Annotated in this window: 33 protein-coding genes and 1 pseudogene; 3 read left to right on the top strand and 31 right to left on the bottom strand. The window is 51.6% G+C overall.

Annotated features, from left to right (window positions below):
• Nucleotides 1-200: hypothetical protein (locus tag VSX58_RS21120; RefSeq protein ID WP_327619801.1), on the top strand; the 200-nt coding region annotated here is incomplete at its 5' end.
• Here the strand turns inward: VSX58_RS21120 and VSX58_RS21115 are convergent.
• The 25 genes and pseudogenes from VSX58_RS21115 to VSX58_RS20995 form a co-directional block, all read right to left on the bottom strand.
• Nucleotides 201-419 carry a DNA-binding transcriptional regulator gene (locus VSX58_RS21115; RefSeq protein ID WP_136167657.1) on the bottom strand — a complete coding sequence of 73 codons (219 nt, stop codon included), beginning with the start codon at nucleotides 417-419 and terminating at the stop codon, nucleotides 201-203.
• 87 nt (nucleotides 420-506) lie between these two features.
• On the bottom strand, nucleotides 507-1,652 hold the full coding sequence (locus VSX58_RS21110) for a phage late control D family protein (protein WP_327619800.1): 1,146 nt from the start codon (nucleotides 1,650-1,652) through the stop codon (nucleotides 507-509).
• Nucleotides 1,649-2,134, bottom strand: coding sequence for a phage tail protein (locus tag VSX58_RS21105; protein ID WP_327619799.1), 486 nt, complete (start codon nucleotides 2,132-2,134; stop codon nucleotides 1,649-1,651). The genes VSX58_RS21110 and VSX58_RS21105 overlap by 4 nt, the downstream gene beginning before the upstream one ends.
• Before the next feature lie 12 nt (nucleotides 2,135-2,146).
• Nucleotides 2,147-4,594, bottom strand: a complete 2,448-nt coding sequence (locus VSX58_RS21100; protein WP_327619798.1) for a phage tail tape measure protein — start codon at nucleotides 4,592-4,594, stop codon at nucleotides 2,147-2,149.
• On the bottom strand, nucleotides 4,587-4,721 hold the full coding sequence (locus VSX58_RS21095; protein ID WP_327619797.1) for a GpE family phage tail protein: 135 nt from the start codon (nucleotides 4,719-4,721) through the stop codon (nucleotides 4,587-4,589). Before VSX58_RS21095 ends, VSX58_RS21100 begins: the two co-directional genes overlap by 8 nt.
• A gap of 17 nt (nucleotides 4,722-4,738) precedes the next feature.
• Nucleotides 4,739-5,020, bottom strand: coding sequence for a phage tail assembly protein (locus VSX58_RS21090; protein WP_327619796.1), 282 nt, complete (start codon nucleotides 5,018-5,020; stop codon nucleotides 4,739-4,741).
• A 62-nt stretch (nucleotides 5,021-5,082) separates the two neighbouring features.
• Nucleotides 5,083-5,604, bottom strand: coding sequence for a phage major tail tube protein (locus VSX58_RS21085; RefSeq protein WP_327619795.1), 522 nt, complete (start codon nucleotides 5,602-5,604; stop codon nucleotides 5,083-5,085).
• A gap of 14 nt (nucleotides 5,605-5,618) precedes the next feature.
• Nucleotides 5,619-6,788 (bottom strand): phage tail sheath protein, encoded by a 1,170-nt coding sequence (locus tag VSX58_RS21080; RefSeq protein ID WP_327619794.1) that lies wholly within the window; start codon nucleotides 6,786-6,788, stop codon nucleotides 5,619-5,621.
• Between the two features lie 201 nt (nucleotides 6,789-6,989).
• Entirely contained in the window at nucleotides 6,990-7,130 is a 141-nt protein-coding gene (locus VSX58_RS21075) for a hypothetical protein (protein WP_327619793.1), read from the bottom strand.
• 1,602 nt (nucleotides 7,131-8,732) lie between these two features.
• Nucleotides 8,733-9,215, bottom strand: a pseudogene (locus VSX58_RS21070) (phage tail protein); the annotation flags it as partial.
• On the bottom strand, nucleotides 9,212-9,910 hold the full coding sequence (locus VSX58_RS21065; protein ID WP_327619792.1) for a phage tail protein I: 699 nt from the start codon (nucleotides 9,908-9,910) through the stop codon (nucleotides 9,212-9,214). The pseudogene VSX58_RS21070 and the gene VSX58_RS21065, both read right to left, overlap by 4 nt.
• Nucleotides 9,903-10,811: a baseplate assembly protein gene (locus VSX58_RS21060; protein WP_327619791.1), complete on the bottom strand. Its 909-nt coding sequence runs from the start codon at nucleotides 10,809-10,811 to the stop codon at nucleotides 9,903-9,905. Before VSX58_RS21060 ends, VSX58_RS21065 begins: the two co-directional genes overlap by 8 nt.
• 4 nt (nucleotides 10,812-10,815) lie before the next feature.
• Nucleotides 10,816-11,163 carry a GPW/gp25 family protein gene (locus VSX58_RS21055; protein ID WP_327619790.1) on the bottom strand — a complete coding sequence of 116 codons (348 nt, stop codon included), beginning with the start codon at nucleotides 11,161-11,163 and terminating at the stop codon, nucleotides 10,816-10,818.
• Nucleotides 11,160-11,801: a phage baseplate assembly protein V gene (locus VSX58_RS21050; RefSeq protein ID WP_327619789.1), complete on the bottom strand. Its 642-nt coding sequence runs from the start codon at nucleotides 11,799-11,801 to the stop codon at nucleotides 11,160-11,162. Before VSX58_RS21050 ends, VSX58_RS21055 begins: the two co-directional genes overlap by 4 nt.
• Before the next feature lie 54 nt (nucleotides 11,802-11,855).
• Entirely contained in the window at nucleotides 11,856-12,311 is a 456-nt protein-coding gene (locus VSX58_RS21045) for a phage virion morphogenesis protein (RefSeq protein WP_327619788.1), read from the bottom strand.
• Entirely contained in the window at nucleotides 12,304-12,771 is a 468-nt protein-coding gene (locus VSX58_RS21040; protein WP_327619787.1) for a phage tail protein, read from the bottom strand. Before VSX58_RS21040 ends, VSX58_RS21045 begins: the two co-directional genes overlap by 8 nt.
• Nucleotides 12,734-12,976 (bottom strand): Rz1-like lysis system protein LysC, encoded by a 243-nt coding sequence (gene lysC, locus VSX58_RS21035; RefSeq protein WP_327619806.1) that lies wholly within the window; start codon nucleotides 12,974-12,976, stop codon nucleotides 12,734-12,736. The genes VSX58_RS21040 and lysC overlap by 38 nt, the downstream gene beginning before the upstream one ends.
• Entirely contained in the window at nucleotides 12,861-13,307 is a 447-nt protein-coding gene (lysB, locus tag VSX58_RS21030; RefSeq protein WP_327619786.1) for an Rz-like lysis system protein LysB, read from the bottom strand. Before lysB ends, lysC begins: the two co-directional genes overlap by 116 nt.
• The gene (locus VSX58_RS21025) at nucleotides 13,304-13,804 is read right to left on the bottom strand and encodes a glycoside hydrolase family 24 protein (protein ID WP_327619805.1); all 501 of its coding nucleotides are present in this window, start codon (nucleotides 13,802-13,804) and stop codon (nucleotides 13,304-13,306) included. Before VSX58_RS21025 ends, lysB begins: the two co-directional genes overlap by 4 nt.
• The gene (locus tag VSX58_RS21020; protein ID WP_327619785.1) at nucleotides 13,791-14,096 is read right to left on the bottom strand and encodes a phage holin family protein; all 306 of its coding nucleotides are present in this window, start codon (nucleotides 14,094-14,096) and stop codon (nucleotides 13,791-13,793) included. The genes VSX58_RS21025 and VSX58_RS21020 overlap by 14 nt, the downstream gene beginning before the upstream one ends.
• 3 nt (nucleotides 14,097-14,099) lie before the next feature.
• A complete protein-coding gene (locus VSX58_RS21015; RefSeq protein WP_327619784.1) occupies nucleotides 14,100-14,303 on the bottom strand; it encodes a tail protein X in 204 nt (67 codons plus the stop codon).
• Nucleotides 14,303-14,806, bottom strand: a complete 504-nt coding sequence (locus VSX58_RS21010) for a head completion/stabilization protein (protein WP_327619783.1) — start codon at nucleotides 14,804-14,806, stop codon at nucleotides 14,303-14,305. The genes VSX58_RS21015 and VSX58_RS21010 overlap by 1 nt, the downstream gene beginning before the upstream one ends.
• 92 nt (nucleotides 14,807-14,898) lie before the next feature.
• Nucleotides 14,899-15,558 carry a phage terminase small subunit gene (gene gpM, locus VSX58_RS21005; RefSeq protein ID WP_327619782.1) on the bottom strand — a complete coding sequence of 220 codons (660 nt, stop codon included), beginning with the start codon at nucleotides 15,556-15,558 and terminating at the stop codon, nucleotides 14,899-14,901.
• A gap of 3 nt (nucleotides 15,559-15,561) precedes the next feature.
• Nucleotides 15,562-16,644, bottom strand: coding sequence for a phage major capsid protein, P2 family (locus VSX58_RS21000; RefSeq protein ID WP_327619781.1), 1,083 nt, complete (start codon nucleotides 16,642-16,644; stop codon nucleotides 15,562-15,564).
• A gap of 61 nt (nucleotides 16,645-16,705) precedes the next feature.
• Nucleotides 16,706-17,560 carry a GPO family capsid scaffolding protein gene (locus tag VSX58_RS20995; protein WP_327619780.1) on the bottom strand — a complete coding sequence of 285 codons (855 nt, stop codon included), beginning with the start codon at nucleotides 17,558-17,560 and terminating at the stop codon, nucleotides 16,706-16,708.
• A gap of 141 nt (nucleotides 17,561-17,701) precedes the next feature.
• Between VSX58_RS20995 and VSX58_RS20990 the strand changes: the two genes are divergently transcribed.
• Together VSX58_RS20990 and VSX58_RS20985 are read left to right on the top strand one after the other, a co-directional pair.
• Complete coding sequence (locus tag VSX58_RS20990; RefSeq protein ID WP_327619779.1) at nucleotides 17,702-19,468, top strand: terminase ATPase subunit family protein; 1,767 nt, start codon at nucleotides 17,702-17,704, stop codon at nucleotides 19,466-19,468.
• Nucleotides 19,468-20,487, top strand: a complete 1,020-nt coding sequence (locus VSX58_RS20985) for a phage portal protein (protein WP_327619778.1) — start codon at nucleotides 19,468-19,470, stop codon at nucleotides 20,485-20,487. The genes VSX58_RS20990 and VSX58_RS20985 overlap by 1 nt, the downstream gene beginning before the upstream one ends.
• A 322-nt stretch (nucleotides 20,488-20,809) precedes the next feature.
• Here VSX58_RS20985 and VSX58_RS20980 read toward each other — a convergent pair whose 3' ends face one another.
• From VSX58_RS20980 to VSX58_RS20955, 6 genes are all read right to left on the bottom strand, one after another.
• A complete protein-coding gene (locus VSX58_RS20980) occupies nucleotides 20,810-21,031 on the bottom strand; it encodes a hypothetical protein (protein ID WP_407654909.1) in 222 nt (73 codons plus the stop codon).
• A 109-nt stretch (nucleotides 21,032-21,140) separates the two neighbouring features.
• On the bottom strand, nucleotides 21,141-21,479 hold the full coding sequence (locus VSX58_RS20975) for a hypothetical protein (RefSeq protein WP_327619777.1): 339 nt from the start codon (nucleotides 21,477-21,479) through the stop codon (nucleotides 21,141-21,143).
• Between the two features lie 222 nt (nucleotides 21,480-21,701).
• Nucleotides 21,702-23,993, bottom strand: a complete 2,292-nt coding sequence (locus VSX58_RS20970) for a replication endonuclease (RefSeq protein ID WP_327619776.1) — start codon at nucleotides 23,991-23,993, stop codon at nucleotides 21,702-21,704.
• Nucleotides 23,990-25,003, bottom strand: coding sequence for a phosphoadenosine phosphosulfate reductase domain-containing protein (locus VSX58_RS20965; RefSeq protein ID WP_327619775.1), 1,014 nt, complete (start codon nucleotides 25,001-25,003; stop codon nucleotides 23,990-23,992). The genes VSX58_RS20970 and VSX58_RS20965 overlap by 4 nt, the downstream gene beginning before the upstream one ends.
• Nucleotides 25,000-25,314 carry a DUF7415 domain-containing protein gene (locus VSX58_RS20960; RefSeq protein ID WP_327619774.1) on the bottom strand — a complete coding sequence of 105 codons (315 nt, stop codon included), beginning with the start codon at nucleotides 25,312-25,314 and terminating at the stop codon, nucleotides 25,000-25,002. Before VSX58_RS20960 ends, VSX58_RS20965 begins: the two co-directional genes overlap by 4 nt.
• A complete protein-coding gene (locus VSX58_RS20955) occupies nucleotides 25,311-25,535 on the bottom strand; it encodes a TraR/DksA family transcriptional regulator (protein ID WP_327619773.1) in 225 nt (74 codons plus the stop codon). Before VSX58_RS20955 ends, VSX58_RS20960 begins: the two co-directional genes overlap by 4 nt.
• Nucleotides 25,536-25,538: the final 3 nt, after the last annotated feature.

The following is a 25,538-nucleotide window of genomic DNA, read 5'->3' as shown; positions in this document are numbered from 1 at the left end:
TGGTAAGTCCGCCCGTATCAAAGAGCGTCTTAACTAAGATAGCGCTTTCGCAACATCCGAAAGTTGTTATAAATAAAGGGTTTAGCCAATGGCTAAGCCCTTTTTTATTATCAATGGCGGCAAAATGGCGACAGCCAATCATTCATACCGTGGCAATAGGGCATAAAAAAACCTGCTTTCGCAGGCTTGATATAAGGTGATTAAATCCAGAGGGTTCCCTGATTGGATCGGGTTGGATGCGGCGGAACCGGTTTAACGTCTCCCGGCGTCACAATCATATCGGATATCGTTTCCATGGTTTTGAAAGTGCAACCACAATTAATATTTGTGCATTGGTGATAACGTTCTTTTGTCTTTGGGCTTAAGTAGCGGCTGGATCTGGCATGTGCCGCATGTTGGCACAACGGGCAATGCATCATTTTCAAATCACCTTATTATCGAGTTCAATTGATACTGATGATTTTAACACCATGTTTGATTTTGCAAATTGTAGGTTGCAAATGAATTCAAGATTCACTCTCATATTCCACATCTGACAATAAAACTTCTAGGCTCAGCGCGGTGGTATAGCCGTTATTACTCAGCGAATGTTCCACTTTCGTGATTGTCCAAGCCTGCTCGTCAATTACCTGTTTGAATCCCTTCACCTGTACCGGCGTTTCCGGGAACAGGTCGGCGCGCCCCATTGCCAGCGTGATAGAAAATTCCGCCACGCCACGTTGTAGCTTGTTCCACTTAGCCTGTGCGGCTCGCATAGCCTGGGCTTTGGTTGCGTAAACGGTGGTCAAAGTAAACACGTTTTCATCAGTACCGACCATATAATCACCTTCACGCGCTTCAGGTGTCTTTGTGGTTTTCTTTGTTGTTTTGGCTTTTGGATGTTGCAGCGCCCTTAAATGTTGTTCTTTTTTCTTGCGCTGAACTTTTACTTTTTTTGGCGCGGGGTCTTTGGTATGTAACCAGCTCGCCGTCACGCCGGTATAGGCTCCACGGTCGGCCAGGCTGAAACTATGCCGATCTCCGTCGCTGCGCTCGATAATCTGTTGTGGAATAGGTTTACCGCTGGCCGTTTTTCCCGTTCCGGCTTTGATAAACAACAGGCGGCCAGCTTTGACGGCGGCAACCGCGCCGTTTCTCTCTGCCAGCCGAGTGATAAATTTAGCGTCGGTTTCCTGCGTCTGGTCGATATGCGGTATAGCGATACTTGCCAGCCCATCGGCCAACATCGGTGTAAGGTTATTCCGTTTAGCTACCTGTTCGACAATCGCGCCCAGCGTAGTGTCGTGGTAAGAGAGTTCCCGGCGGGAATTGAGCGAGCCGCGAAAATCCGCACTTCTAGCCCGGATGGTGAGCGTGTCCGGTGCGCCGCGGTGCTCTATTTCATCCACGGTGAAATCACCTTTCCCGATCAGGGCGGAACCTTCCCAACCGAGAAATACAGAGAGTACGGCGCCCCGTATCGGCATTTGTATCTGCCCGTCGCTGTCGTCCAGTTCGATATCAAGCTGATCGGCTTCAAACCCTCGGTTGTCTGTAAGATTGAGCGACAACAGCCTGGGGCTGATAATGGTCGTGATATCCTGCTGGTTCAGCCGTAGCAGATAGGCGGGGGCAACTTTGCTTCCGGCACTGACGGTAAGCGGGTTTATCATGACAATAAGCCCCCGATAGCTGATTGAGCCTTGCTGATGGATTCGCCCATGCTGCCAAGTAAAACATCAGCCTGTTGGCGCAGATCGCCCAGCATTGACGCCAGCGACTCATCAACGCGGGTGAGCGTGACGCTAAACTCAATACGCCGGGCGCTGCCGTCGGAAAAAAAATCTGTTTTCGTCTGGCTGATACTGTTCACGACAAACACGCCGTAAATCGTGCCGCTCCCTTCAATCAACGGCCAGGCACGCCCCTGATCGGCCATTGTTTCCAGCATTAATAACGATAGCCGGCCGCCGGTGATTTCCGGCAGCAGCTCACCGGATAAAGTGATTTTCTCTTCCTCAATCCCTAAAAATTGCAGGGCGGGGCGCTGGCCGACGCGGCTGTTTGACGGCCAGCGATAATCAACGGTGCGCTGCATGTTCTGATAGGGGATAGTTTTTAGCTGGAATACAAACAGCCCAAGCGCAAGCATCATCGGGTTGTCTCCTTAATCGCTGTCCATCTGGCTACGCTGCCGTGCGCGTTTCTCGCGCTCTTGCTGCTCGCTATGCTGTGCCAGCAGACTTAACACTTCGTCTTTACTCATGCCCGGCGGTATGGTTATTTGATAATTGTTTTCTGTACGGCTGTTATCTGTCATACCGGCATTGCCTGACGCAGTAACCGGGGCATACTTGGCATTTAGTAAGCCGCCGGATGGGGAATAACCCAACGCCTCAGAGGCGGTATAATCAAACGGCGTACGCGGTACTTTGTCATTCAGATCGGAGGATTTGCTATCAATCACACCGAGTTTTTCTAACACCCAATCAATACCGCCGCGTAGTTGGTTTAACGCCTGTACCGGCAAGGTTAGGGCGTTTGCCAGCATTTGCCCGAATGCAACACCCGCATCACGGCAGCTATTGAGCGAATCCTGTGTGGTTTTTACTGGCTCGACTAATTGCTTAAACCATTCCCATGCCGCTTTCAATTTCTCACCCAACCAGTCAAAGACCGGTTGCAGTGGGGCGAATAGTTCCGCTATCGGGGCAAACGCCACTTTTAGCCCCTCAACAACGCCCCCGAAAAATGCGCTGATTGGCTCCCAATATTTACGTATCAGTAACGCCCCGGCGACAATGGCGGCAACCACTCCCACAACCGGCCAAGAGATTGCACCGATCGCCGTAGCCATTACTCCCCCGGCAATACTGAATCCGGTACTTAATAACCCTGCACCGGCAATCAGGGCATTAATCCCTGTCATTACAGGCCAGACAACCAGACCGATAGCGCCAAGCACACCAATAATAGCTGTTCCTCCGATAGCAATAGCTGTCAATGTCTTAGCCAATTGAGGATTTTTCTGTATCCACTCATCGAGCTTGAGCACGTATTTTGTGGCGGTTTGCGTTAGCTTTCGCAGGCTGCTTTCTTGCTGGTCAAATAGATCGTTTCCGACAGCTTCATAGGCTGACTGAAATTCTTTAAAATCACCCCCAAGATTATCTTGCTGGATTTTTACTAGTGCTTCAGTACTGCCATCTGATTTTTGGAATGTCTTGGTTAGACTGTCGAGATAGCCATTAGCGGCAGATTTCAGTAACGAGGCGGCACCGGCGGCGGCTTCCTCACCAAATATGACTTTCATATATTCGGCGCGTTGGGCGCTACCCAGCTTGTGTTTATCAAAGCTATTCTGCATTTCTTTTAGGATGGTAAAGAGTGGGCGCATATTGCCTTTATTATCGGCTGTCTTAACTCCCAACTCTTTAATCGCGGAATAGGCTTGCCCGGTAGGCGCTTGAAGCCGCATTAAAACAGCTCTACCAGCAGTCCCGGCCATACTTCCTGTAATGCCATCCTGTGCTAATGCCCCAATCATGGCATTGGTTTGTTCAATACTGACTCCTGCGTTTTTTGCTACAGAGCCCATATAAGTTAGCGCATCAGATAGGCCGTCAAAATTCGCGGCTGTTTTATTTAATGTCGCCGAAATCACATCCCCGATGTGGGCTATGTCTTTATTTTCCAGTCCGTAGGATGATTTAGCGCTCATTAGTAATGATGCGTTTTCTTCCATGGTACGGCTGTTTGCCAGTGACATATTTAAGGTGACTGGAGTTGCAGCCATAATTGCGGCCTTGTCCCCACCGGCTTTTGCAATAATGTTTTGTGCGGCGGCGGCATCATCGGCAGAAGCGGCGGTATTGTCACCAATTCTACGCGCTTGCTCTTTCAGCTCTTTCATATCGGCTGACTCTTTTTCCAGACCGAGCGTTGCCTGTAATGATGAGTTTTTTAGAGAAAATTCATAGCCGGGCTTCAACAGCCCGACTCCGGCCATCGCTCCCGCCGTAGCAACACCGAGCGCCGCCGCACTGGTATTCCTGACGTTACCGGCCAACGCCTTTCCTTTTTCATAGCGCTGGCTTACTGCGTTGAGTTTTTCCTGCTGCTTGCTGACTCGCAATAGCGCTTCACGCTGACGATTTAGCGTTGCCGTGGTTTGTGAAATATCACCGCGTAATTGCCGTTCTGCGCTGGACAGTTCGCGGGTGTTAACCCCGGCGGCTTGCAGCTCGGTACGCTGGCGTTGCACCGACAGGCGCAAACTGTTGTGTTTGGTTTGCAGTTCGGCGGCGGCACGCTTGGCGCTTTCCATAGCCTGAGCCTGCGCGCGGGTAGGGTGTTCAGTGTTTTTAAACTGTACCGCAAGGGCGGCCGCTTCAGCTTTCGCCTTTTCCAGCGACTGACCGGTAACGGCAAGCTGGGCGCTAGCCTTACGGAACCCGTCAATTTTCCCGGCCTGCGCGTTCAGGTTTTTAAGCTGTTGCTGTGAATTCTTTATTTCACCAGACAGGGTTTTACTGGCGGTTTGCACCGCCTTGAATGGACGGGTCGCCTGATCAACGGCCTTAAGAAAGACCTGGAGCTTTAAGCTGTTACTCATTCTTATGTCCGCTTCGTTTCAGCGCTTTATCGCGCCAGAGAATAATCTCAGTCAGGCTCATGGGGTAAAGCTCTGATGGCGGCCAGTGAAAAATCACCGCGATATCCGCCATCAGGTCATCGACCATCAATTGTGTCGGTAGGTCTACTGTGCCGAGCTCGGCGACAAAAAACCGATCACCTTTCCGGCTACCGTAATCAGGTCGGACGGTTCCATGCTGATGATTTCAGCCTCGGTCAATGCGGGGTAGGTCATGCGCGGTAAGACTTTAATCAGTGCATCAACATCCGTGTTTGCCAGTGCAGCCAGGCCGACGCCGCGCAAGGTGCCAACGTTGGGTTTACTCAGTGTGATGGATTCGATCAGCGTGTCGCCGCGCTTAATCGGGGTTTCCAGCGTGATAGTGTTCGGGTTTTGTTCACTCATGATTTGTTTCTCAATATCAGGTTCAGATAACGGCCAGCGTTAAGCTGACCGCGTCATGATTATCAGGAAAGGCCGATTGCGCGGCGGTGCTGTTCCAGACGGTCAACACCATTGACGCGCTCAACCATGTTGACCGTGTCAATTTCAATCATTTCTTTTCCGTCAATCGTCAGCTTGTAATAGGTGCATTGGGTCGAAATCTTGGTTTCAGTGTCTTCCCCCTGCTTGCTATCGCCGCCGTCAAATTCTTTATGGCGTCCACGCATGACCACTTCGACGGCGGAAATATCGCCGGTATCGTCACGCTGATAAGAGCCAGCAAAACGCAGCGGTACAGTATCGGCACCGGGCGCAGAGTATTGCGACCACATGGTTTCATCTGGCAGGCCGCCCAACGTCCATTCAACCGTTAGCGCATCATCATCAAGGCCAAAATCAATGGGCGCGGCGCCGTTCATGCCGCCGCCCCGGTAGTTCTCCAGCTTGCGCGTCAACTTCGGCAGCGTGACAGAAGAGGCGATCCCCATGTAGCTCAGGCCGTCATTGAACATGTTCATGTATTTCAGTTTGCGAGGCAGTGCCATAGCGTTAATGCTCCTTAGCTATTTACCGCAGTGACCAGATCGGCAAGATACTGGTCGGTGATGCGCTGGCGCAGGGTGAGGTTTTCCAGCGGCGGGACGGGGGTATAGTCATAGTCGATATACAACTTACCGGCCTTAAGCGTGGTTTTATCGTTGGCGTCCTCATCGAACCAACAGTCAGCATCAATGATGTAACCGTTAGATTTCAGCTCGCGGAACTTGGCTTTAATGCCCTCGATAATGTCGCGGATGAGTGTTGCCGTAATCGGCTTATCGACCGCCCACATATGCGCTTCGGCCATTGTGTCGGCCAGAACCTGCGCCGTGCGGGTGTAGTTCTCAAACAAAAACAGCGGATCGTCAGAACAGGTGCGGTTACCCCAAAAACGGAATCCGTCTTTACGAACCAGCGTAGTGACTCCGGCCTCATTGAGTAAGTCGGCGTCGGTGCCTGGCTGTTGCAGCTCCCAATATACCGACGCGCTGATACCTGTTACGCCGTTGACGCCAACGTTAGACAGGGTTTTATGCCATCCCGTTTCTTGGTCAATCTTGGCGCGCAAGCCCAATGCGCGGGCGGTAGCGTACGCGGTGGCGCTTGCATTTGCCGTAGTATCCCAGGCGATAAAGTCCGGCCAGATAACCATCAGTTCACGTTGGCTGAAATTGTCACGGTATTTAATGGCTTCCGATATGGTTTTGCAGCCCCATGCGGCGACATAACCGAACGCGCGCAACGACTGACAAACAGAGGCCAGAGCGGTAGCAACAGGCAGCGGGTCAATTCCCGGCACGCCGAGAATACGCGGTTTCACACCGGTAACGGCCTGTGCATCAAGCAGCGCTTTAAGACCGGTATATTTGCCGTTCTCATCACTGCCGCCGATCACATTACTGATGGTTTCGGCTTCGGTTTCACCCTCTTCGACACGGACAACGACGGTAACGGGTTTAGCCTGATCGCCGATGGCTGACAGTGCCGCAGCCAGTGTGCCTTTTGTTCCGGCCTTACCGGCGGCGCTCACGACATTGGTAATCAGTACCGGGGTGTTGATTGGAAAGGTTTCCGCGTCGGCATCAGGCGCTGTACACACCATGCCGATAATCGCGGTTGAAACAGTGGAAATAACACGCGTGCCTTCGTTAATTTCGACGACTTGCACGCCGTGATGATAGTCACTCATCCGGTGGTTCTCCTGTGGCGGGTGTGCGGGTATTTTGTGGCGTCAGTGAATGGGGTGCGAGGGATGACGGTTTGTTAGGGAATGGCACAACGGGAAATTAACGCTTTGGACATGGGAGGTAATTCAGTTTACAGTTGCTTTCTTGATGTGATGAAAAAGCACAGCCTGGTATGGCTGTGCTTCATAATATCACTGACTAAATTAGTCAGGTTTTTCATTAAAATCGCCCTCAGTGACTTCAACTGCATCCTTCGGCGTCTGGCTTTTTGACTCCCTTTCTTTAATTATGTTCGCTAAACTTTCCACATCTATTAATTCGTAATTTTTATTATTGTTCCCCATAACGTTACCTTATCAGTTAAACACGCCGTTAAATGGTGCCGTAGTCATAACTGCTTCCAGTTTGATTCTAAATCTATTCGATGCTCCCAAATATCCGCCGATATCTGTAGAACTCCCCCCCACTTTGGCAGAAACTTCTATTGTTGTTCCGTTTGTGTAAATATCAATCACATTACCTAATGAATAAAAATCTTGTTTTAGTCCAGAGTTAAAATGACATGCCCCAATATATTGATAAACCGAACTTGAATTCATGAATGGGACACCCTTAATCACAAGCTTCCCACTCGCATCAGTTGCTTTCACTGTGATATCAAGATCAAATATAATCCTGTTATTCACTACCGTGTACGTACCACGCGCCAAATCAAGTGCCATTCCCGACCCCACATATATTTCTGGGGTGAATGTCCCTGTTATATTTTTAAATCCGTTAGCAAACATCTTATCGCCGATGCTGACCCCTCGCCCAATAACTCTATTGTTTGCTACTGTGTTCCCCGTTCCAAGTACCGCAATGCCTGAAAATTGATGGTTTGTTGTTTCAACATAATTCCCTGTCACGGCGCAATCTAACGTATCACCCCGCAGATAAATACCTGATGATAAATTATCCTCCTGAAATTTTTCATAGTGTTCTGGTGTTATCAGGCATCTGTTACCGCTAATTGTCATAGAATGAACTGTACCCATCCATATCTGATTGTATCGGTTATTGATGGATATATTCCCGGTTAGTACGTTTCCGTACACGTCATTCGTTTCGCTTTGCGTTCCCGTTGTTCCGTTATCAATTCCGTGATTGTTATTCCATTTTGTAATATTACCGGAAAGTATGTTATTGCAAGATACTGAATACCCGCCGCCGCCCATATATATACCAGACTGCCCATTATGTGCGGCCGTGTTATTAACAATCTTACTGTACTGAATTCCTTCGAACATAAAACCATCCCAGAACATTGATGCGCTATTCCATTCTGGCGTATAGTTTTCGTCTGTGAAATGATTGTCAGCAGTATTACCATCAACTATGTTATATAAACCACCGCCATGCATTCCGACACTACAACATTGAATATTGTTGTTTTTATAAATACCGTAATTAGATCGTGTTAATGATATTCCAACCACAAACCCCATTTCACCGGAACTTTTACCGTTAATGTACATTCCTGTTACTGTTGTGTGGTTGATTCCTTTAGCAACCCGAATAGCGAAAACACCAACAGATCCAATTTCCCCATAACCGTCGGCTGTCGTTAAAATATCAAAATCACTAATAGTGACCCCGTCAGCCATTACATCAAATATAACTCTTTGATTGGTAATACTATCTATTGTTAACAGCCCCGAACCTCGGCCGCTTCCAGTAATTTTAATCTTTGATGTTAGGACAAATCCTTCTGAAAGAAGGTACATTGACTGCAATCTAATCTCTTTACCGTGCAACATTGCATATGAAATGGCTTCTTTAATCGCCATTGTATCATCCTTAATACCGTCTCCTTTTGCCCCAAACATTTCCGGCGTTACGTAGCGAATCGCATCCTGAACAGTCCCGCTTTGTTCAAGTTTCATCATGTCGGCTGATGACAATTGCTGTTTTATTTCAATAACCGCATTATCAACATATGAGCGTGTCGCCAGCACAACAGACGGATCAATTTTCAACGTCACCGCGTCAGTGCTGCTGACCACAAGAATCATGCGAACCGTCTGCACGCGGCCTGAGCCTTCCTGTAGCTTCGGCTTATAAGTTTCCGGGCAGTTGGCGACGGCGATTAGGTCGCCGTTATCATCGTACAATCCGATTTCACGGATCCAGAAACCGCCCTCTGATTCAGGAATAACCTGTTCAGCGATAATCTGGCTTGAGTTGTTTTGGTCAATACTCAGCATGTTGAGCGCAGCACGCCGGGTTTCATTGATTAACGCGGTTTGCGCCGTGTTTGGCGTTGGTAATTTACCGCCGCCGTCACCCACGCCCATTTCCGTGATATTTAATTTAGCCCCCAGCAAGGCGGCGTTTGCCAACTTTGCGGCGCCAATATTTGTCAATAAAGCAAAGTATGTCGTGCTCATGCGGTTACGCTCATATTGTCGATAATGTGAATGCTTGCGCCGGAATGGGTTTTCCCGGTTGCGCTGATGATTTCCTGCATATAGGAATAAACGGTCAGTTCATCCCCGATGATGTGAATTCCCGCGCCGACCTCGCTTACCCCTGACGTGCTGATAATTTCCGGCGTATAGGGATAAACGGTTAACTCGTCGCCGCAGTAGCTGGCCGCTGAAATAAAAGCGTCGCCTTGAGTATCAAGGGTGATATTCAGCCCCAGCATGTGACGTGATACGGGTTTGGCGTCGGCTATCAGCCGCTCCATTTCGTAAAAGGTTTCTTCTGTGATGCCGGTTTCTTGCACGCCAATATCAAGCCGGAATGTGCCTGGCTCGTCGTCGGTCTTCCACCATTCCACTATGTTGATCAGATAGCCGAGCGGCTCCACGACGCGACGCAATGCGCCGATGGTGCCTTTATGGCGGTGAATAAAAAAAGCGTCCTTAATCACTTTGCGTTTAAGCGAGGCCGGCCAACTTTCATCCCATCGATCAACTGAAAACGCCCAGGCAAGATAAGGCAGCAGGTGAGTGGGGCAGGTGTCCGGGTTCCATAGCTGACGCAGTGGGATCGGCACGCGGTTTATATCAGCGCAGGCTGTAGCCGCTGATACTTCCAGTGTGGACGAACCGACGGGCAACAGACGATTATTAGTCATCTTCGCCCCCCAACGTTAGGGTATATGCCGCGCAATACGATGCCTGAGTATCATCAAGCACGATATCAGCGGCGGGGCTTGCCAGTTCTACACGTTGGACGCCCTCAACGTGCAATGCGGCATAGATAGCCGACCGACGGATATCTCGTCCCAGCCGATGCTGGGCGCTGATATAGGTTTGTAATTTCTGTTCAGCGGCGCTGCGAATGGGCTCAGCTTCCGGCCCCGGATACAGGAACAGCGCGGCGGCAATATCATAAGGCACAATAACGGCTGACTGGACGGTCACCCGATCCGCTATCGGGCGCACATCTTCGCCATTCAGCGCGGCGGCAACAATGGCGATTAACTCATCACTGGCGCTACCGTCTCCCTCTCTTGATAACACGGATACGGTAACGCTGGCCGGGCTGGGGCTGATAACCGATACATCAGAAACGCGTCCGTCGGCACTACGACCATGGAATTGATATGCACCCACAGAACCGGCGACGCTTAACCCTTCAAATGCGCTCTGAACACGTAGGCGAAAATCGCTGTCGCTTTCCATTACCGCAGGTGTCGGCGGTAACGTTGTGTCGTCAGCCGGGGTAATTACCAGTCGGGAAACATTAAAATCGGCGCCAAGCTGATCGAGGTCTTCCCCCGTTGCATAAGCGACCATCACTGACTTTGCGGCCTCATTCACCCGTTGCCGCCATAAAACCTCGCGGTAGGCGTTTTCCTGTAGCAGCTTAACCAGCGGTTCAGACTCTAATGTCAACGTTCGGGCGACGGCCTCCCGCTGGTCTTCTGGATACAGCGACAGCAACGTCTCTTTTCGCTCTTCGAAAATCGTTTCATAATCCAGTTCTTCAACGACCAACGGCGCGGGTAACTGGCTTAAATCAATAATGGCCATTGAGTCAACTCACAGGAACGTTAAGAGAAAAGGCGTTGTTACTGTTAGCAATGACGCCGGTGATATCGACGACCAATGCGCCGTCAAATGAACTTTCAAGGGTGATCCCCGTCAGTTTGATGCGTGGCTCCCAGCGCAACAGCGCCATGTAACAGGCTGACATCACCTGTAATTTAACGGCTGGGGTTTGTGGCTGGTCTATCAGCGCTGACAGCAAAGAGCCATATTCACGCCTCATAACACGGGAACCGATCGGCGTAATCAGAATATCTCGCACGCTCTGGCGGATATGCGCCAAGTCGTTGACGGTCTGCCCGGCGTCCCGGCTCATGCCGGAATAGGTTGCACTCATGACGGCAGGCCTGTATTGCTGGGCCCGCCCATCACTCCGCTATGAACATGCGTATGCACTACTACACCGTTCGATGAGAGGTCGCCGCTGCTATGCTGAATATTGCCTTTCATCGTTCCGCCTTGTTGCACCTCAAGCGTTTTCGTTATCAGTTTGTTGGTGCAAACGACTTCCGGCGTATCCAATGTGATCCGTGTCTCTGCTTTCACCATTACCAGCGGCACCGTGGCGGTGATTGATTCTGATGCGGTAACGTCGGCTGTTTTAATCCCGGATACAGTCAGCGCCCCGGCTTTCGGTTCATACTCAATCATTGCGCCATCGGGAAAGCTGACGTGATATGCATCCGCCGAGGCCGACGGCGCGGGGTTCTCATCGGAATAGATGCCAGGCAGAACAAAGGCGGTATCAAGCTCGCCACCTACGGACAGGATAAGAACCTGCTCACCAACCGACGGCGCCCACCAATCGCGGGAACGCCCGGCGCGACGTGTTAACCAAGTCAGCCAGTCAGTAGTCATTTCGCCGGTTTGTACGCGACATAGGGCATCAACCGTGTTGACCTGGGTAACAACGCCGACACGGATCAGATTGCGCAATAGACGCTGGATTTCGATAAGGCTTGCTTGTGTGCTCATGACGTGAAGAATGCCGCCGGGGGATATTGGCGGCAATCTAAGGCGGTTTGCTGGTCAATCAGACAACGACAAATGGTTAATTAGTTCGTCTTCAACAGCTTTGATATTTTCGGTGCTAAATCCCAGCAACGGACGGGCTTCATACTGAACGTCAGCGCTGTAGCGGTTAGGCCGATCACGCAAGCCGTATTGATGTACTTTTGCCATACGTTGCACCCGACCGACAAAATCCACGGCGGCACTGTCGGCGGTTCCCTTCGCTTTAAGGTACTTGGCGGTGCGCAGTTTCTGGAACATCTGGCGTTTAACCCGGCCTTTCTTACTTCTAATCGGCTGAGTCTTGCGCGGTTTGTATGGCGTGCCATCCGGTGCCTGCTGTTTCTTAATGTGCTGCTGCTGACTATTGCGCAGGGATTTAGCTATTTTCCCAGCCAGTTGGCGGCGGCCAGCCGGTGACAGACTGGCAAGCAGCCCGGCCAGCTTATCGTCAAAAGGCTTTAACTCATTCATGCCATTGGCTCACTAGTTCACCGTTGCTATACATTGCTGTCGGGCGTTCGATGGGGATTGGTAGCGGCGGCTCTGGCGCATGTCTGACGTGTAACGCTTTATCGACTTCGTCGACGATCACCCGTTCTGTTAATTTCAGGCTGATACTGACATCGCAACTACCGTTATCATTAATGTCAGCAATATAGGTAAAGCCTTTCTTGCGGAGATCATCATTCGCCATCATGTCGGGCTGGTTTTCTCGCAGCCAGGCGTTAATCGGCACAATTAACCAATCAATATCGTCGGTAAAATCCGTCACAATCAGATTGAGCGTGTACTGATTTTCAAACGACAGCGACGGCGCATAGGTTGATATCACCGTGCCGCTATCAATGAACACTCGCAGCATGTCGGGATTATTTTTCAGTACCGGCACAGCGTCATTCAGGGCGCGGCGTAAGCTGCTTGGTTTCAGCATGATGTTGTTCCTGACATTGTTTGATAGTTTCGACCTGAAGCGCGCAACTCACCAGCGAGCTTTCCAACTGGCGATTATCCGCGCTCAAATCACCGTTTGTTTCCGGGCTGCTGCCCGGTATCGGGCAACTCGTTACTTTCGGACAGCCAACGTAAATAATCGTCGGGGTCGTCAAAGTCTGGGCGGGTGTGCATCCGCTTAATATCGTCAGGTAAAGCAGTGCCATACCAGCGGCGCAGCGCTTCATTTTCATTGAGTAACCTCGTTAGTTTTTCACCGCGTGAAGCGGCCAATTTCCCGGCCAATGATAATTTATTGCGTAATTCCGCCTGCGCCTGTTCATTGCGCCGGGCGTTGTCCTGCAACGTCCCAATAGCGGCGTTCTGTGCCAGCAACGTATCTTTTTGCTGCGTTAGGTTAGCGGCCTGTTGGTCAATCGTGTCTTTGGCATTTGACAGTTGCCACTTAGTCACTGCCAATGCACCGAGTAATAACACGGCGACGATAGCAAGAAGTTTTATCCACTGATTTATCATGCCAAGATGCCCCCAGCCTGTTGATAAACCTGAATCAGCTTATCTAGCCGATGCTCACGTTGACCGTAACCAGCGCCCGGCAGTGACGCCCATATATTGCGGCATTTAGAAATCGCCCGTTCGATATCCCCGCGCTCAATATCTGCCAGCGCCCGGCGTTCAATAATCAGTTGCACGGCCAGCTTATCTTGAGATTCCGGGCTAAAATCCGGCAGCGCCATCTGTTGCTTGTAATGCGGCCAGAATCGATAAAGCTGTTGATAACGACCGGATGCCGTTGATTTTTCTCCCCGGCGGTTAAAAACTTTGGCCGGCCGGCCAGAGGCAAACGGATGATCGCGGTAGTCGGTAAAAATCTCCGGCTTGCCATCCAGCCCGGTGACAATTACGTCATAGCCGTTATTGCGCGTCAGCGGATGACTTGCTGTACCCTCGGAAAATGCCAGCATGTCGAGAAAGGGACACAGATTAGGGTTTTTAAATTTACTGGCTGTCATCATCGCCCCCTTTACCACTCAGCCATTTACTTCCTTTACGTTGAATAAACAGCTCAACAGCCTGATAGCCAGCAATCCCCAGCGCGGCGCCGATGCCATTGATCGCTACAGGCGATAGGTCGGGAAATTGCACCAGTGCAACACCGGCGACCATAGACACAAAACCGCCAAGCAGGATGCGCCCGACAAACAACCGGATCGTGATAGCTTCGCCGCCAGTTAACACTTTGCCGACGGCAATCAGCATGCCGATGATAAACAGAGAAATGATGCTTTTATCGTTTTCAATCATGACTTAATCCCATAGTTGAATAGATTCACTTACCGGCGACGTATCGATATCCGGTAGGGTAACCGTGGTGCCGTGGGGCAAAATTGCCCCTAGCTCGGCCAGCCCCTGATTAACCGTTAATACGACTTCGATTACGCCTTGCGTGCGTCCGTAATGGCGATAACAAAGGGCGTCAAGGGTGTCGCCCTGCTGTGCGATAACGTTCATCAGATATGCCCGATGATGCTGTGTTGCCGCCCCTGCAACCGGCTGATTGACCAGCGCGCATCTCGCCATAGCTCATCAATCGTGCCGTCAATGGCATCGGCTTTACTGTTTCCTTTTCCGCTGGCGTCATAGCCTCGGTAACGTTCATACAGCGACGCGGTGGTAATCGAACAAACTGCGCGCAGGTAGTGATGATGCTTTTCACTTTCGCCGTCGATTTTCTCGGCGGGAACGTCAGCAAGCGTCATAAAACCGGCGGCCATTTGGGCTTCCCGGTACGGGAACAGCTCTGCGTTAACCTCGGAAATTGCCGTCATGGCCGCATGCCTTAATCGGTCTGGCGTGATGGTGCTTTCCAGTCGCATGAGTTTTCGCAGTCGGTCTGGTTCAATGTCCGGCCAGAAATAGGTATTTTTTATTACCTCTTCATGCCCTTCCGGTACGGGAATAGTCACCGGTGCTGTTTTGGGCTCCGCCGGGGCGGGGATAATCATTGTCGTCATGACAACCTCGTAATAGGTGGGCGGTGGACACAGGCACAAAGAAGCGGATAACCGTCCTGGCCTGTGTGCCGCCCGGCGCGGGGCGCGTTCGTTTAACGACTGGCGGCAGCTTTGCGCAACCGGGTTTCCAGCCGTTCTATGTCTTTTTTCACACCACATCGGCTATCAAGCTGAAAGGCTCGTTTAAGGTGCGGTAATGCTTGCTCCGGCTTGTCGTTGTCACGCAGTAACAGACCGATAATCTTGTGCAATTTGGCGCGCACCTGATCCGGCATGTCCTCTTCGTCGGTTAGCGTCAGCGTGGTTAGCAGATCGTCAATGCTTACCGGTTGTCCGGCGGTATGGGCGCGGGTTGCAGATTCGGCCACCTCTTCGGCTAACAAGTAGGGCGTTGAGCGGGTGCCGAATGGCATCAGTAACTTATGCGGCAGGGCATAACGGGCAATTTCCAGCGCGCCGGGTATGTCTCCGGCATCAAGACGCCAGACCATGACCGTCATTAACACCGCATCTTGCGCGCCACGTCCGTTACTCAATACCCCGGTCACCCACGGCGCATAGTTCAGGAGTAAACCGCGTTTTATTTCGGCTTTACGCTCTTGTGAATGCACCTGTTTTAACGTGCGTTTATCAGCCGCAAGCCGGAAAAGCATTTGTTCATATCCCGTCGCCTGTCGCAGCGGATCATCCTCCCGCTGCGACGCTTGAGCCGCCGACACCCGCATCATGTGACGCTGTGCTGGGCTCAGCATGGCTTACTCCCCGGTTCCTGAATCAGTGGTGGTTTCCGGCGCCGCTTTCTGGAACTTGCCGAGCTGGATATTTTCAATCAGGCAGCCGCAGCCGTAATCTTCCACCACGTAATCCTGTTTAATGGATTCGTAGTTTTCGATGCGGTCACGTTTGGCGTTCTCTTCGATATGGCGGCGGTGACTGTCGTCCATGTAGTAAATAGACAGGTTATCCAGACGGGTTACCATCAGCGCATTAGCCGGGAAGTACGGCACGCGAACGGCAGGCAGATTGCCGATGCGTTTCTGGCTGATGATCACGTCAGCGGCCAGAATGTCGCTGTTATCCTGCGATTTGTTGACCAGCGGAAAATACTTGTCAGCCAGCAACTGACGGCCACAAATCACCACCAGATCGGGGTCTTCCGCGAACCATGCTTCGATCATGGTGTTGGTCGCATCCAGTACCAGCGCGTCGAGGGTTTCATAATCGCCGTTTTCGCCAACGCGGATTTTCTCAGAAACCACAGCGCCAGTTTCATCGGTGATTTGGCTCATGACGCGCTTAGGCGCTTCATCGCGGTATTTCTGCAACCAACCGACGGCGACGTCTTGCAGCAGCGGATTTTTGCTACGGTCTGAGGTTGCGGCTCGTTTCACGCCGTTGAAACCGGCCATGATGTAATCCAGCGCCTGGCGCTTGGCAATCGCATTGCGCAAACGAATCTGGAAATCCTGAAAGCGCGCCCACAGGTCAAGGGTGTTGTAGCGAATATGGAAATCAAAGTTCATCTGTTCGCACTTGTACTGCCGTGATTCCAGATTGGCGAAATCCTCGGTTTCGCGTTCTTTGCCGCTGGCCGTATCCGTGGTGCTGGCAATAGAGCCGGTGACGCCGACGCCGATTTTCTCACCGGTAATTTCAGCGACAGGCACGATATTGATGCGGGTCAGAAATTCGGATGACTCTTGCACCACATCCATCAACGATTGCGTGACGGACGGCTCAACGCTGAATTTTTTACTGAGCGTTTCCACCTCAACGCCATTGATTTTCGCTACCTGAGTCAGATAGGCGTTGAATTTAAAACGGGTTTCTTTACGCATGGTCTTTCCTGTTTTCTCTGTAAATAGGGGTATTACCGCGAGCGTTTCTGTTCGCCGGGTATCAGCAGTTGGTTAACAGCTCCGCGTCACCTTCGCCGCCGGTAGCCGCTGGGCGGCGGGTTTGCGTCAGGCTTTCGGCGCCGTCCAACGTGGCTTTTAGTTCGTTAAGCTGTTTCTCGCTGGCGCTCAGTTTCTGAGTCAGTTCGCTAACGTCCTGCTGCTGCCGTTGCTCAAGCTGGGTAAAACGCTGATCTACGCTGTCGGCGTTGGTCTGTATCTGACCGGCGACTTCGGCAACGGCCTCATGCACATCGGCAAATCGGGCATCGTCGCTAGTCTGTTTGCGGCTAAACAGGGACTTAACGCGGGTTAATAGCGTTGGCTCAACGTCGGGCAGATCTTCAAATTCCAGCGTCACTTCGGTAGCAGCAGAAAAGAGGTTTTCCGGGGATGACTTACGGGAGGCCAGCGGGTTGTGTTTTGCTTTGGCGCTGAATTCCAGCATTTCCGTGCCGAGGCTCGCCGGGTCGTCGGTAACAGCCAATCCGACCAGACGCGCTTTACCGCTGTTGGCAAAATTGGGTTGAATTTCCATAGAGGTATAAATTTTTTGCCCGGCTTTGTTCATGGCGATCAGATCATCGGTCGGGGTCAGTCTGGCAAATAGCGCCAACTTGCCGTTGATTGCGGAATCATCTTCGATTTTTTCCGATTTCAGCTCGACCACATCGCCATAGCGACGGAATGGGCTATCAGGCAGGATGCCTTTCAGGTGCTCAAGGTTGATACGGCAGCCGTAAACGCGCGGGTCGAACGTTTCCGCCATATCTTGAATATCTTTCGCGTCAATCACGCGACCGTCGCAGGTGTCGCCCTCAACCCCGACCCGGAACCACTTAGAAACTTTCTTTGCCATTGTCTTATCCGTCTGTTTTCAGGAAGTCGGGGCGAGTATCCGACCATAACGGATAGGGGCGCTATCAATCACCGTTTGTTAATCGCTGACACAACAGGCAGTTAAGGCGGGTATGGCGGGGGCTGACGTAGCCTTGCAGCCATGAATATAGCCACTGATACAACCATCATCAGCGACCCACGGCGACAGGCGGCTTTGCTGTACTGGCAAGGCTTTTCAGTGCGTCAGATTGGGGAAATGCTGAATCAGAAAACGCCAACCGTGCAGAGCTGGAAGCAGCGCGACGGCTGGGACGATATCGCCCCGGTTTCGCGTGTTGAAGCCAGTCTGGAAGCGCGATTGATTCAGCTCATCATGAAGACGAAAAAAGAGGGACACGACTACAAAGAGATCGACCTGTTAGGCCGTCAGATTGAGCGGTTGGCACGGGTAAACCGATACAGCCAGACCGGCAATGAAGCTGATTTAAACCCCAATGTTCGCAACCGCAACAAGGGCGAACGCAAGGCACCAGCCAAGAATCTGTTCAGTGATGAAGCTATAGAAAAGCTGAATGATATTTTTCTGAAAGATGCGTTTGAATATCAAAAGGGATGGTATCGGGCAGGGCTACAACACCGTATCCGCAATATCCTGAAAAGCCGCCAAATCGGCGCAACATTCTATTTTGCGCGGGAGGCGCTGATAGATGCGCTGCTGACTGGCCGTAATCAGATTTTCATTTCTGCCAGTAAGGCGCAGGCGCACGTTTTCAAAAACTACATCATTGATTTTGCCCGGCTGGTTGATGTTGACCTGAAAGGCGACCCGATGGTGCTGCCGAATGGGGCGCGTCTGTTTTTCCTCGGCACCAATATCCGCACCGCGCAGAGCTACACCGGCAACCTGTATCTTGATGAATATTTCTGGATCCCCAAATTTCAGGAACTGCGCAAAGTCGCCAGCGGCATGTCACTGCATAAAAAGTGGCGCACCACCTATTTTTCTACCCCGTCCAGTCTGGCACACAGCGCTTACCCGTTCTGGTCTGGCGAGCTGTTCAACAAAGGCCGGCGTAACAAAGATGATCACATCCATCTTGACTTAAGTCATGCGCACCTGTCCGCCGGGGCGTTGTGTGGTGACGGCCAGTGGCGCCAGATTGTTACGGTTGAGGATGCGCTGACCGGCGGCTGCAACCTGTTCGACCTCGATCAGCTCACGCTGGAATACAGCCCGGCAGAGTATCAAAACCTGCTGATGTGTGAATTCGTTGATGATAAAGCGTCCGTGTTCCCCTTTGAGGAATTGCAGTGCTGCATGGTCGACTCGTTGGAAGAATGGGAAGACTTCAACCCCTACGCAATGCGCCCCTTTGCTTATAAGCCGGTATGGATTGGTTACGACCCATCACATACCGGCGACAGCGCCGGATGCGTGGTATTGGCGCCACCGCAGGCGCCGGGCGGTAAATTCCGTATTCTTGAGCGTTTCCAGTGGAAGGGCATGGACTTTGCCGCCCAGGCGGAGGCCATCAAGGCGCTGACTGAAAAATACATCGTTGAATACATCGGCATTGACGCTACCGGCATCGGTCAGGGGGTTTACCAACTGGTGCGAGGATTTTTCCCGGCAGCACGGGAAATCAAGTATTCGCCGGAAGTAAAAACCGCAATGGTGCTGAAAGCGAAAGACACCATCAACAGCGGCCGCCTGGAGTACGACACCAGCCACACCGACATCACACAGTCTTTTATGGCAATCCGCAAAACCATGACGGCCAGCGGTAGCCGCGCCACATATGAAGCCAGCCGCAGTGAAGAAGCCAGCCACGCCGACGTCGCCTGGGCAACCATGCACGCGCTGTTAAATGAACCGCTGACCGCGATCAACGGTCACGCCCCCGTCAGCATCTTGGAATTCAACTAATGAGCAAACGCAGAAACCGTAAAACCAACACCGCGACAGCCGAAAAAATGCCGACCGTTGAAGCGTTCACCTTTGGCGAGCCGTCCGCCGTTCTGGATCGGCGCGATATTCTCGACTATGCCGAATGCATCACCAACGGTAAATGGATAGAGCCGCCGATCAGCTTTTCCGGGCTGGCAAAAAGCCTGCGCGCTGCCGTACACCATAGCTCACCCATTTACGTGAAACGTAATATTCTGGCAAGCACGTTTATCCCGCATCCGTTATTGAGCCAGCAGGACTTTAGCCGCTTTGCGCTGGATTACTTGGTTTTCGGTAATGCCTATCTTGAAAAGCGCCGCAATCGGGTAGGGGGCTTGTTACGGCTGGAATCCAGCCCGGCAAAATATACCCGGCGCGGTGTTGAAGATGATGTTTATTGGTTCATCTCGTCGTTTAAACTACCGTATCGTTTTGAACCCGGAAGTGTTTTTCATTTGCTTGAGCCGGATATCAATCAGGAGTATTACGGATTACCGGAATACATCAGCTCGTTAAATTCCGCCTGGCTGAATGAGTCGGCCACGCTGTTTCGCAGAAAGTATTATCAGAACGGCGCGCACGCGGGTTACATCATGTATGTGACCGATGCCGCACAAAACAGCACAGACGTAGACGCTTTGCGTAAGGCCATGAAAGATACCAAAGGGTTGGGGAATTTTAAAAATCTGTTTTTCTATGCCCCCAACGGTAAACCGGACGGCATCAAGATCGTGCCGCTCAGTGAGGTAGCGACAAAGGACGATTTCTTTAACATCAAGAATGCCAGCCGTGACGACCTGTTAAGCGCGCACCGGGTGCCGCCTCAGATGATGGGTATTATCCCAAATAATACAGGCGGATTTGGTGATGTGGAAAAAGCCAGTCAGGTATTTGTCCGTAACGAGTTAACACCGTTGCAGGAGCGAATGAAGGAGGTCAATGCCTGGTTGGGTATGGAGGTGATCGCGTTCAAGCCCTACGCCCTGAAAGAAGAATAATCCCGCCGATGAAAGCCGCTTTTTCAGCGGCTTTTTTTGTACCCCGCTCACAGCCCATCAATCGCATTCTAAGCGCCTCAACGAAAAATCAACCGTCAGTCCAATGTTTCCGCCCCGACCTGGCAGAACGCCGCAGGCGCGCCCAAAATTTAACAATTAACAGCGCTCGCGCGCAATGCTATCCCCGCCACGCCTGCCCGCTTTACAGGTCGCTTTTCATGCACTCGCCCGATCCTCTTCGATCCGCTCCGGGCGTGGCGTCAACGGGTAAAAATTAGCAGATGATCATCATGCAAAATCATGCGGGTTATGCATGCATTACTCATGACTGGTGTTTTGGTGCTTTGGCTTTCAGGTATTCCAACACTTCGGCCTTATCAAAATCCCCTCGATTGTCTGTAGTTGGTATCGTCCCTTGCGCCAAATCAGCGATTAACGACATAGCGATTTTTAATTCTTCTAAATCACATTGTGATACTAACGAAACGTCCGCGATAAATTGAACGCGTGACAAAGTCAACTGCATATCTTCTGGATACCCCACGAAAAACGCTTCCCCTTATACTGTGTGCATATACAGTATTTTATAAAATAGAATCCCCGTCAACGAATAATAGGGGGCTTATTTTCATCCCCCTATCTTTTGTGACATGTCACGCCATTAACTTTAGATCATGCCATCCTAGCGTATTCCAGCACTCCGATTCACCAGACAGGCAGCACTCGGTAACGGGTAATTTTTCCCCGCATTTCTTGCACTTGCGCTTATTCAACGCGGCGATTTGTTGTTGCAGGGCAGCGGCATCACAACGGATTAACATTGTCAGATACTCGTCGATATCATAGGGATCGCGCCCCGGACGTCGTAGGGCGCAGTTGCGCTTAAGCATATCCAACTCTTGCGTATCGACATGAATCTCGATTTTCACCATACCGGCGTCATGCTGACGTGCGCGCTGGGCGGCTTTACGTTCTGCTGGGGATTTAGGCATTTGATGCCTCATGATTGTAATCAGGTAAATAATCAACATATGCCGCTTTAGTACGACCAGTGGCACCACACGTTAGGCATGTCACTGATGAATACTCACTCGGTGTAAAACGATATCCATTAAACGCAGAGTGATTGCAATTTCTCTGAACCACTCGCCAATTACGCTGTTTTAATGGTTGGCTGCGTTCAGCGCATTTACAACTAAATGAAATAGCCATATTTAAACCTCCATCTGATTACTAAACCCCGGCCACTCATCAGTTACCGGGTATGAAATAGGTTCGCCGTCAATCTTCACCGTGGCGCCACGCGCCAGCGCTTCCAGCTCCCAGCGTTGCGCAGTGATACCGCGCTGGGACAAATCAAGCTGAATGCGGGGTATCTGTTCCCGTTCTTCACTCGTCAACCTGGCCGACGGCGACGGATCGCGGAATGTATTGGGGTTAAAATCACGTTGAACATGGTTCTTTCTGACTGTTTGCCCTCGCAAGCGCATTCCTAACGCCCTTACAGCCGCGTCGTCATTCCAGTCAATCGCTGGGTTTCCGGTTTCTAATGTCGGCTCCATGCCGCTGTTTTCGGCCTGATTTTTGGCATTTGCGCCCGACCGTTGAGAACGCAACCCACAGTTATTGACAGGACTCCGAGGCGCGCCAGAGGCGCTTTTTAAGGTCAAAGGCTCAAGGTCAACGGCTTTAGAAACGATGCGCCATTCTGTTGTGCGGGTTTCAAAAACATGACCGGCGCCCAAATGCGGGGCAAAAATACCGACGACCTTTTGCACCTCTTCGTCGTAGTCGTTGAGCTTGTCTGATATCCGCCGCGCGACGCGTACCGTTTGCAGATCGCGGGATACGTTGGCGCCGCCTTGCGATTTGATGTAGGCGGCAAAGTCTCCGGCGTCGGCAGCACAGCGCACCGCTTCGACCTGTTCGTCGAATTGTTCGGCCAGGCTGACGCCACGCAACGCGCTGCTGCGACACTCGCGGTAAGCGCCCATTGTCGGAACGCCAATAGCTTTAAACTGAGGGATGCGCCATGTTGACGCCCAGGCGGTAACAGCGGCGGCCATATCACGCAACGGTTTTCCGGTTTCGTCGTCCAGTTGGCCGTCCAGCGCGTACCCGTCGATATTCTTTGCGATGTACTTTGCGATATAGCCAGCGGCGCCGCCTTTGTTCAGGTGCTTGCATTCAAATCGGTACTTAGCCGCGCCGCGTTCGTCGCCGTCTTCTTTCAATGCATAGCGGCGCATGATATCGATGATCGGCTGGCGTTGAGCGCGTTTACAAAACAGCATCATGTGCCAGTGCGGTGTACCATCGTGATGAGGCTCAACAACGCGCATCCCGTAAACCTTGAGGTCATTATCTTTAAATGCGGTGCGCATCTTTCCCCATAGCGCAACCAGATAGCGCTGGCCGTCTTTGGGCGTAAAGGCTTCTTTATCCCAACCGCGGTTAAACTGGACTTTCTCTTCTTTACCGATGATGCGGGTAGGGTGATATTTTGATGGTGTAGTGATGGTGATAAACATCCCGACGTCGCGCTGTTCGGTGGCATATTTCTCGATCCCGGCGATAGTGCTCATCAGCTCCATACGCCGGATCTCCGGGTTAGAAATACTCGCCATGACTTTATCAATCAGGTCGATACGCTCGCCCGTCTCAACGTTTTCCAGCTCGCAGTTTTTCAGGTAATCCATGCTTGCCAGGCGGCGTGCCTGCACGTCACGGATCGCCAACTTGCTGGCATAGGGAGAGGCATTTTTATTGACCTGACCGACGGCAATCATCAGGGCTTCACGCCAGCGGGTGCGCTGGGCTTTTAGCTGACGCGTCCACCATTCCTCATCAACCAACCGGGAAATACTGGCAACGGCTTTTCGCATATCCAGCGTGCCTTTACGGTATTTTTTCCAGAATAGCGGGGTAACATTGAACGCACGCGCCATACCGGCGATCTGCCCATAAAGCTCAAACTGTGCGGCATCGGTAAATAGCTTTTCCCGATCGCCGTCGTGCTGTACCAGCAACGAGTCGCTAAGTTCTTCATAGGTGGAAAAGAGCTGGCCGGATATTCTGGCCGCCAATCGCCCCAGCGCTTTATCGTTCATGCCGGGCAATGTTTGATAGGCGTCGGATTCCGACAGAAAACGCTCTGATGCGTTGCGGTTCATGGCATGCCGGGTATTGATTGCCTCAATACGCGGCCACATGCGCTGCATAAAGCTGTAAACCAGAAACTTATTAGCGCTCTGTTGCCCTTTATTCTTTTCCAGCCAGGCGTAACGGCTTAGGCAAATCTCACGCAGGAAACGAGGCTGACGGTTGATTTTCTCTAAAACGGCTTGCCCCTGAGTCCATTCCTCACGGGTAAGCTGTCTTTCTTCCGGCACGATGGCCGGACGGGGGGCGTTCCACGGATAAGCGCCCACGAACTGATCGCGGGTGCTACCGGGGAAAGGAAGCGGGGGCGTTGGGGCTGTGCGCCCCCGGCGGGTAACTGTCATTCACAAACCCCAGCATAAACGCTGCTACACACGGCCTTGTCATTCATGCCAGCAAACAGATCAAACTGTTTTCCGCCGCGAGAGGTCAACGCCCAGTCTCTATAGGTTTCAATTCCGTGAGATTCAACAGTGATGAACTCAATGCGGCGTTCCGCCTTACTAGGGTCTTGCGTTGATGGAAAGAAAGTACTGTTACCGCGTCGTGAACACGCGGCCACTAACTTTTCCCATTCAGCCACACGTGCTACTTCCTCTGGCCAGCGGCTAAATATTTCCGCCAATTCAGATTTGCGCGCATGAATACAAGGCATACAGCCGACGCGGCTGCATCCCTGCTGATATAAAGGATTTGGCTTAATGCCGTGATGTTTTGCCAATGCAAACACATCAGCATGAGTCCATGAGAGGATCGGACGGTAAACATGCAATCCCGGCGTATTGTCTGCATCAGTTTCCCACTCCGGCAGTAATGCACGCGCCGGGGATTCTTCCGCCCGGACTCCCTGCCAACTGATAACTTCATCATATTCAGCCAACAGAGGCATGACGATCTGATCACGAATAGGGGCGTGTTTTAGCTCAAAAGTACAAAACCGGGCTTTAGTGGAAGGAAATCGGCCTTTCCACATACACAAATCAAGAAAAGGGATACCAGTTGGATGAAGAACATCAAGCGCACGGGCAACCGTTGTGTTGGCCTGTGCATCGGTCATACCGCATTCAGTTACTAACGTGACAGGCCAGCGCTCAGCAATGAATTTACGCTTTCCAGCTATGCGATCGTCAAATGAGGCTTTAACCCTGCGGATTTCCCCTAACTTGGATTCCAGATAATCCAGATATTCCATTGTTTGTGGGTGTTCATGTCCCGTATCAGCAAAGGCTCGGATGGTTGTTACGCCAGCTTCAATAGCCAGCAACCATTGAGCTAGTGAATCTTTGCCGCCAGATATTGAATTGATGTTGATTGTGTCAGCAGCAAAACAGCGGGGATCGATAACAGTATTCATAGGCTTCCGGCCTCCATTACCTCCCTGACACGCGCCATCAATGCAACCTGCATTTCTTCAGGTGTCTCTGGCGCGCCGGGCTGGCCGATACCCGCAAAGAAATCGCTAACTTCCCCTAGCACTAATTCAGTTAACGATGTGCGGACAGATTCAGCATATTGCCAAACACCATCGTCAGCGATAACGGCCCCTTCTGAGACGCCATTATCTGGATCACGGAAAACGGCAAGGCCGAGCGGGTGCATAATTTCTTTATTTATGCGAACTAAAAGCCCACGGCGCGAAATTTCATTCCAATCAATGCTATTCATAACGCCCCCCGAAAATGCTTATTCTTCTGTTCGTGGATACCCTGACAGGACGCACAACGGGTTACGCCGTGAATGGCGGCGCGGCGCGCTTCGGGGATGGGCTGATCGCAGTCTTCACACTCAAACGCAGAAACGCCGCGTTGGGCGTTCCGGGCGCTGGCGATCTGCTTGTCTAAAATTTCTTGCTGGCGCTGCTGCACCATATCCATTAAATCCGGCATCGT

The sequence above is a fragment of the Brenneria populi genome (assembly GCF_036016195.1).
Taxonomy (GTDB): Bacteria; Pseudomonadota; Gammaproteobacteria; order Enterobacterales; family Enterobacteriaceae; genus Brenneria; species Brenneria populi.
This window is presented reverse-complemented; position numbering and strand designations above follow the sequence as displayed.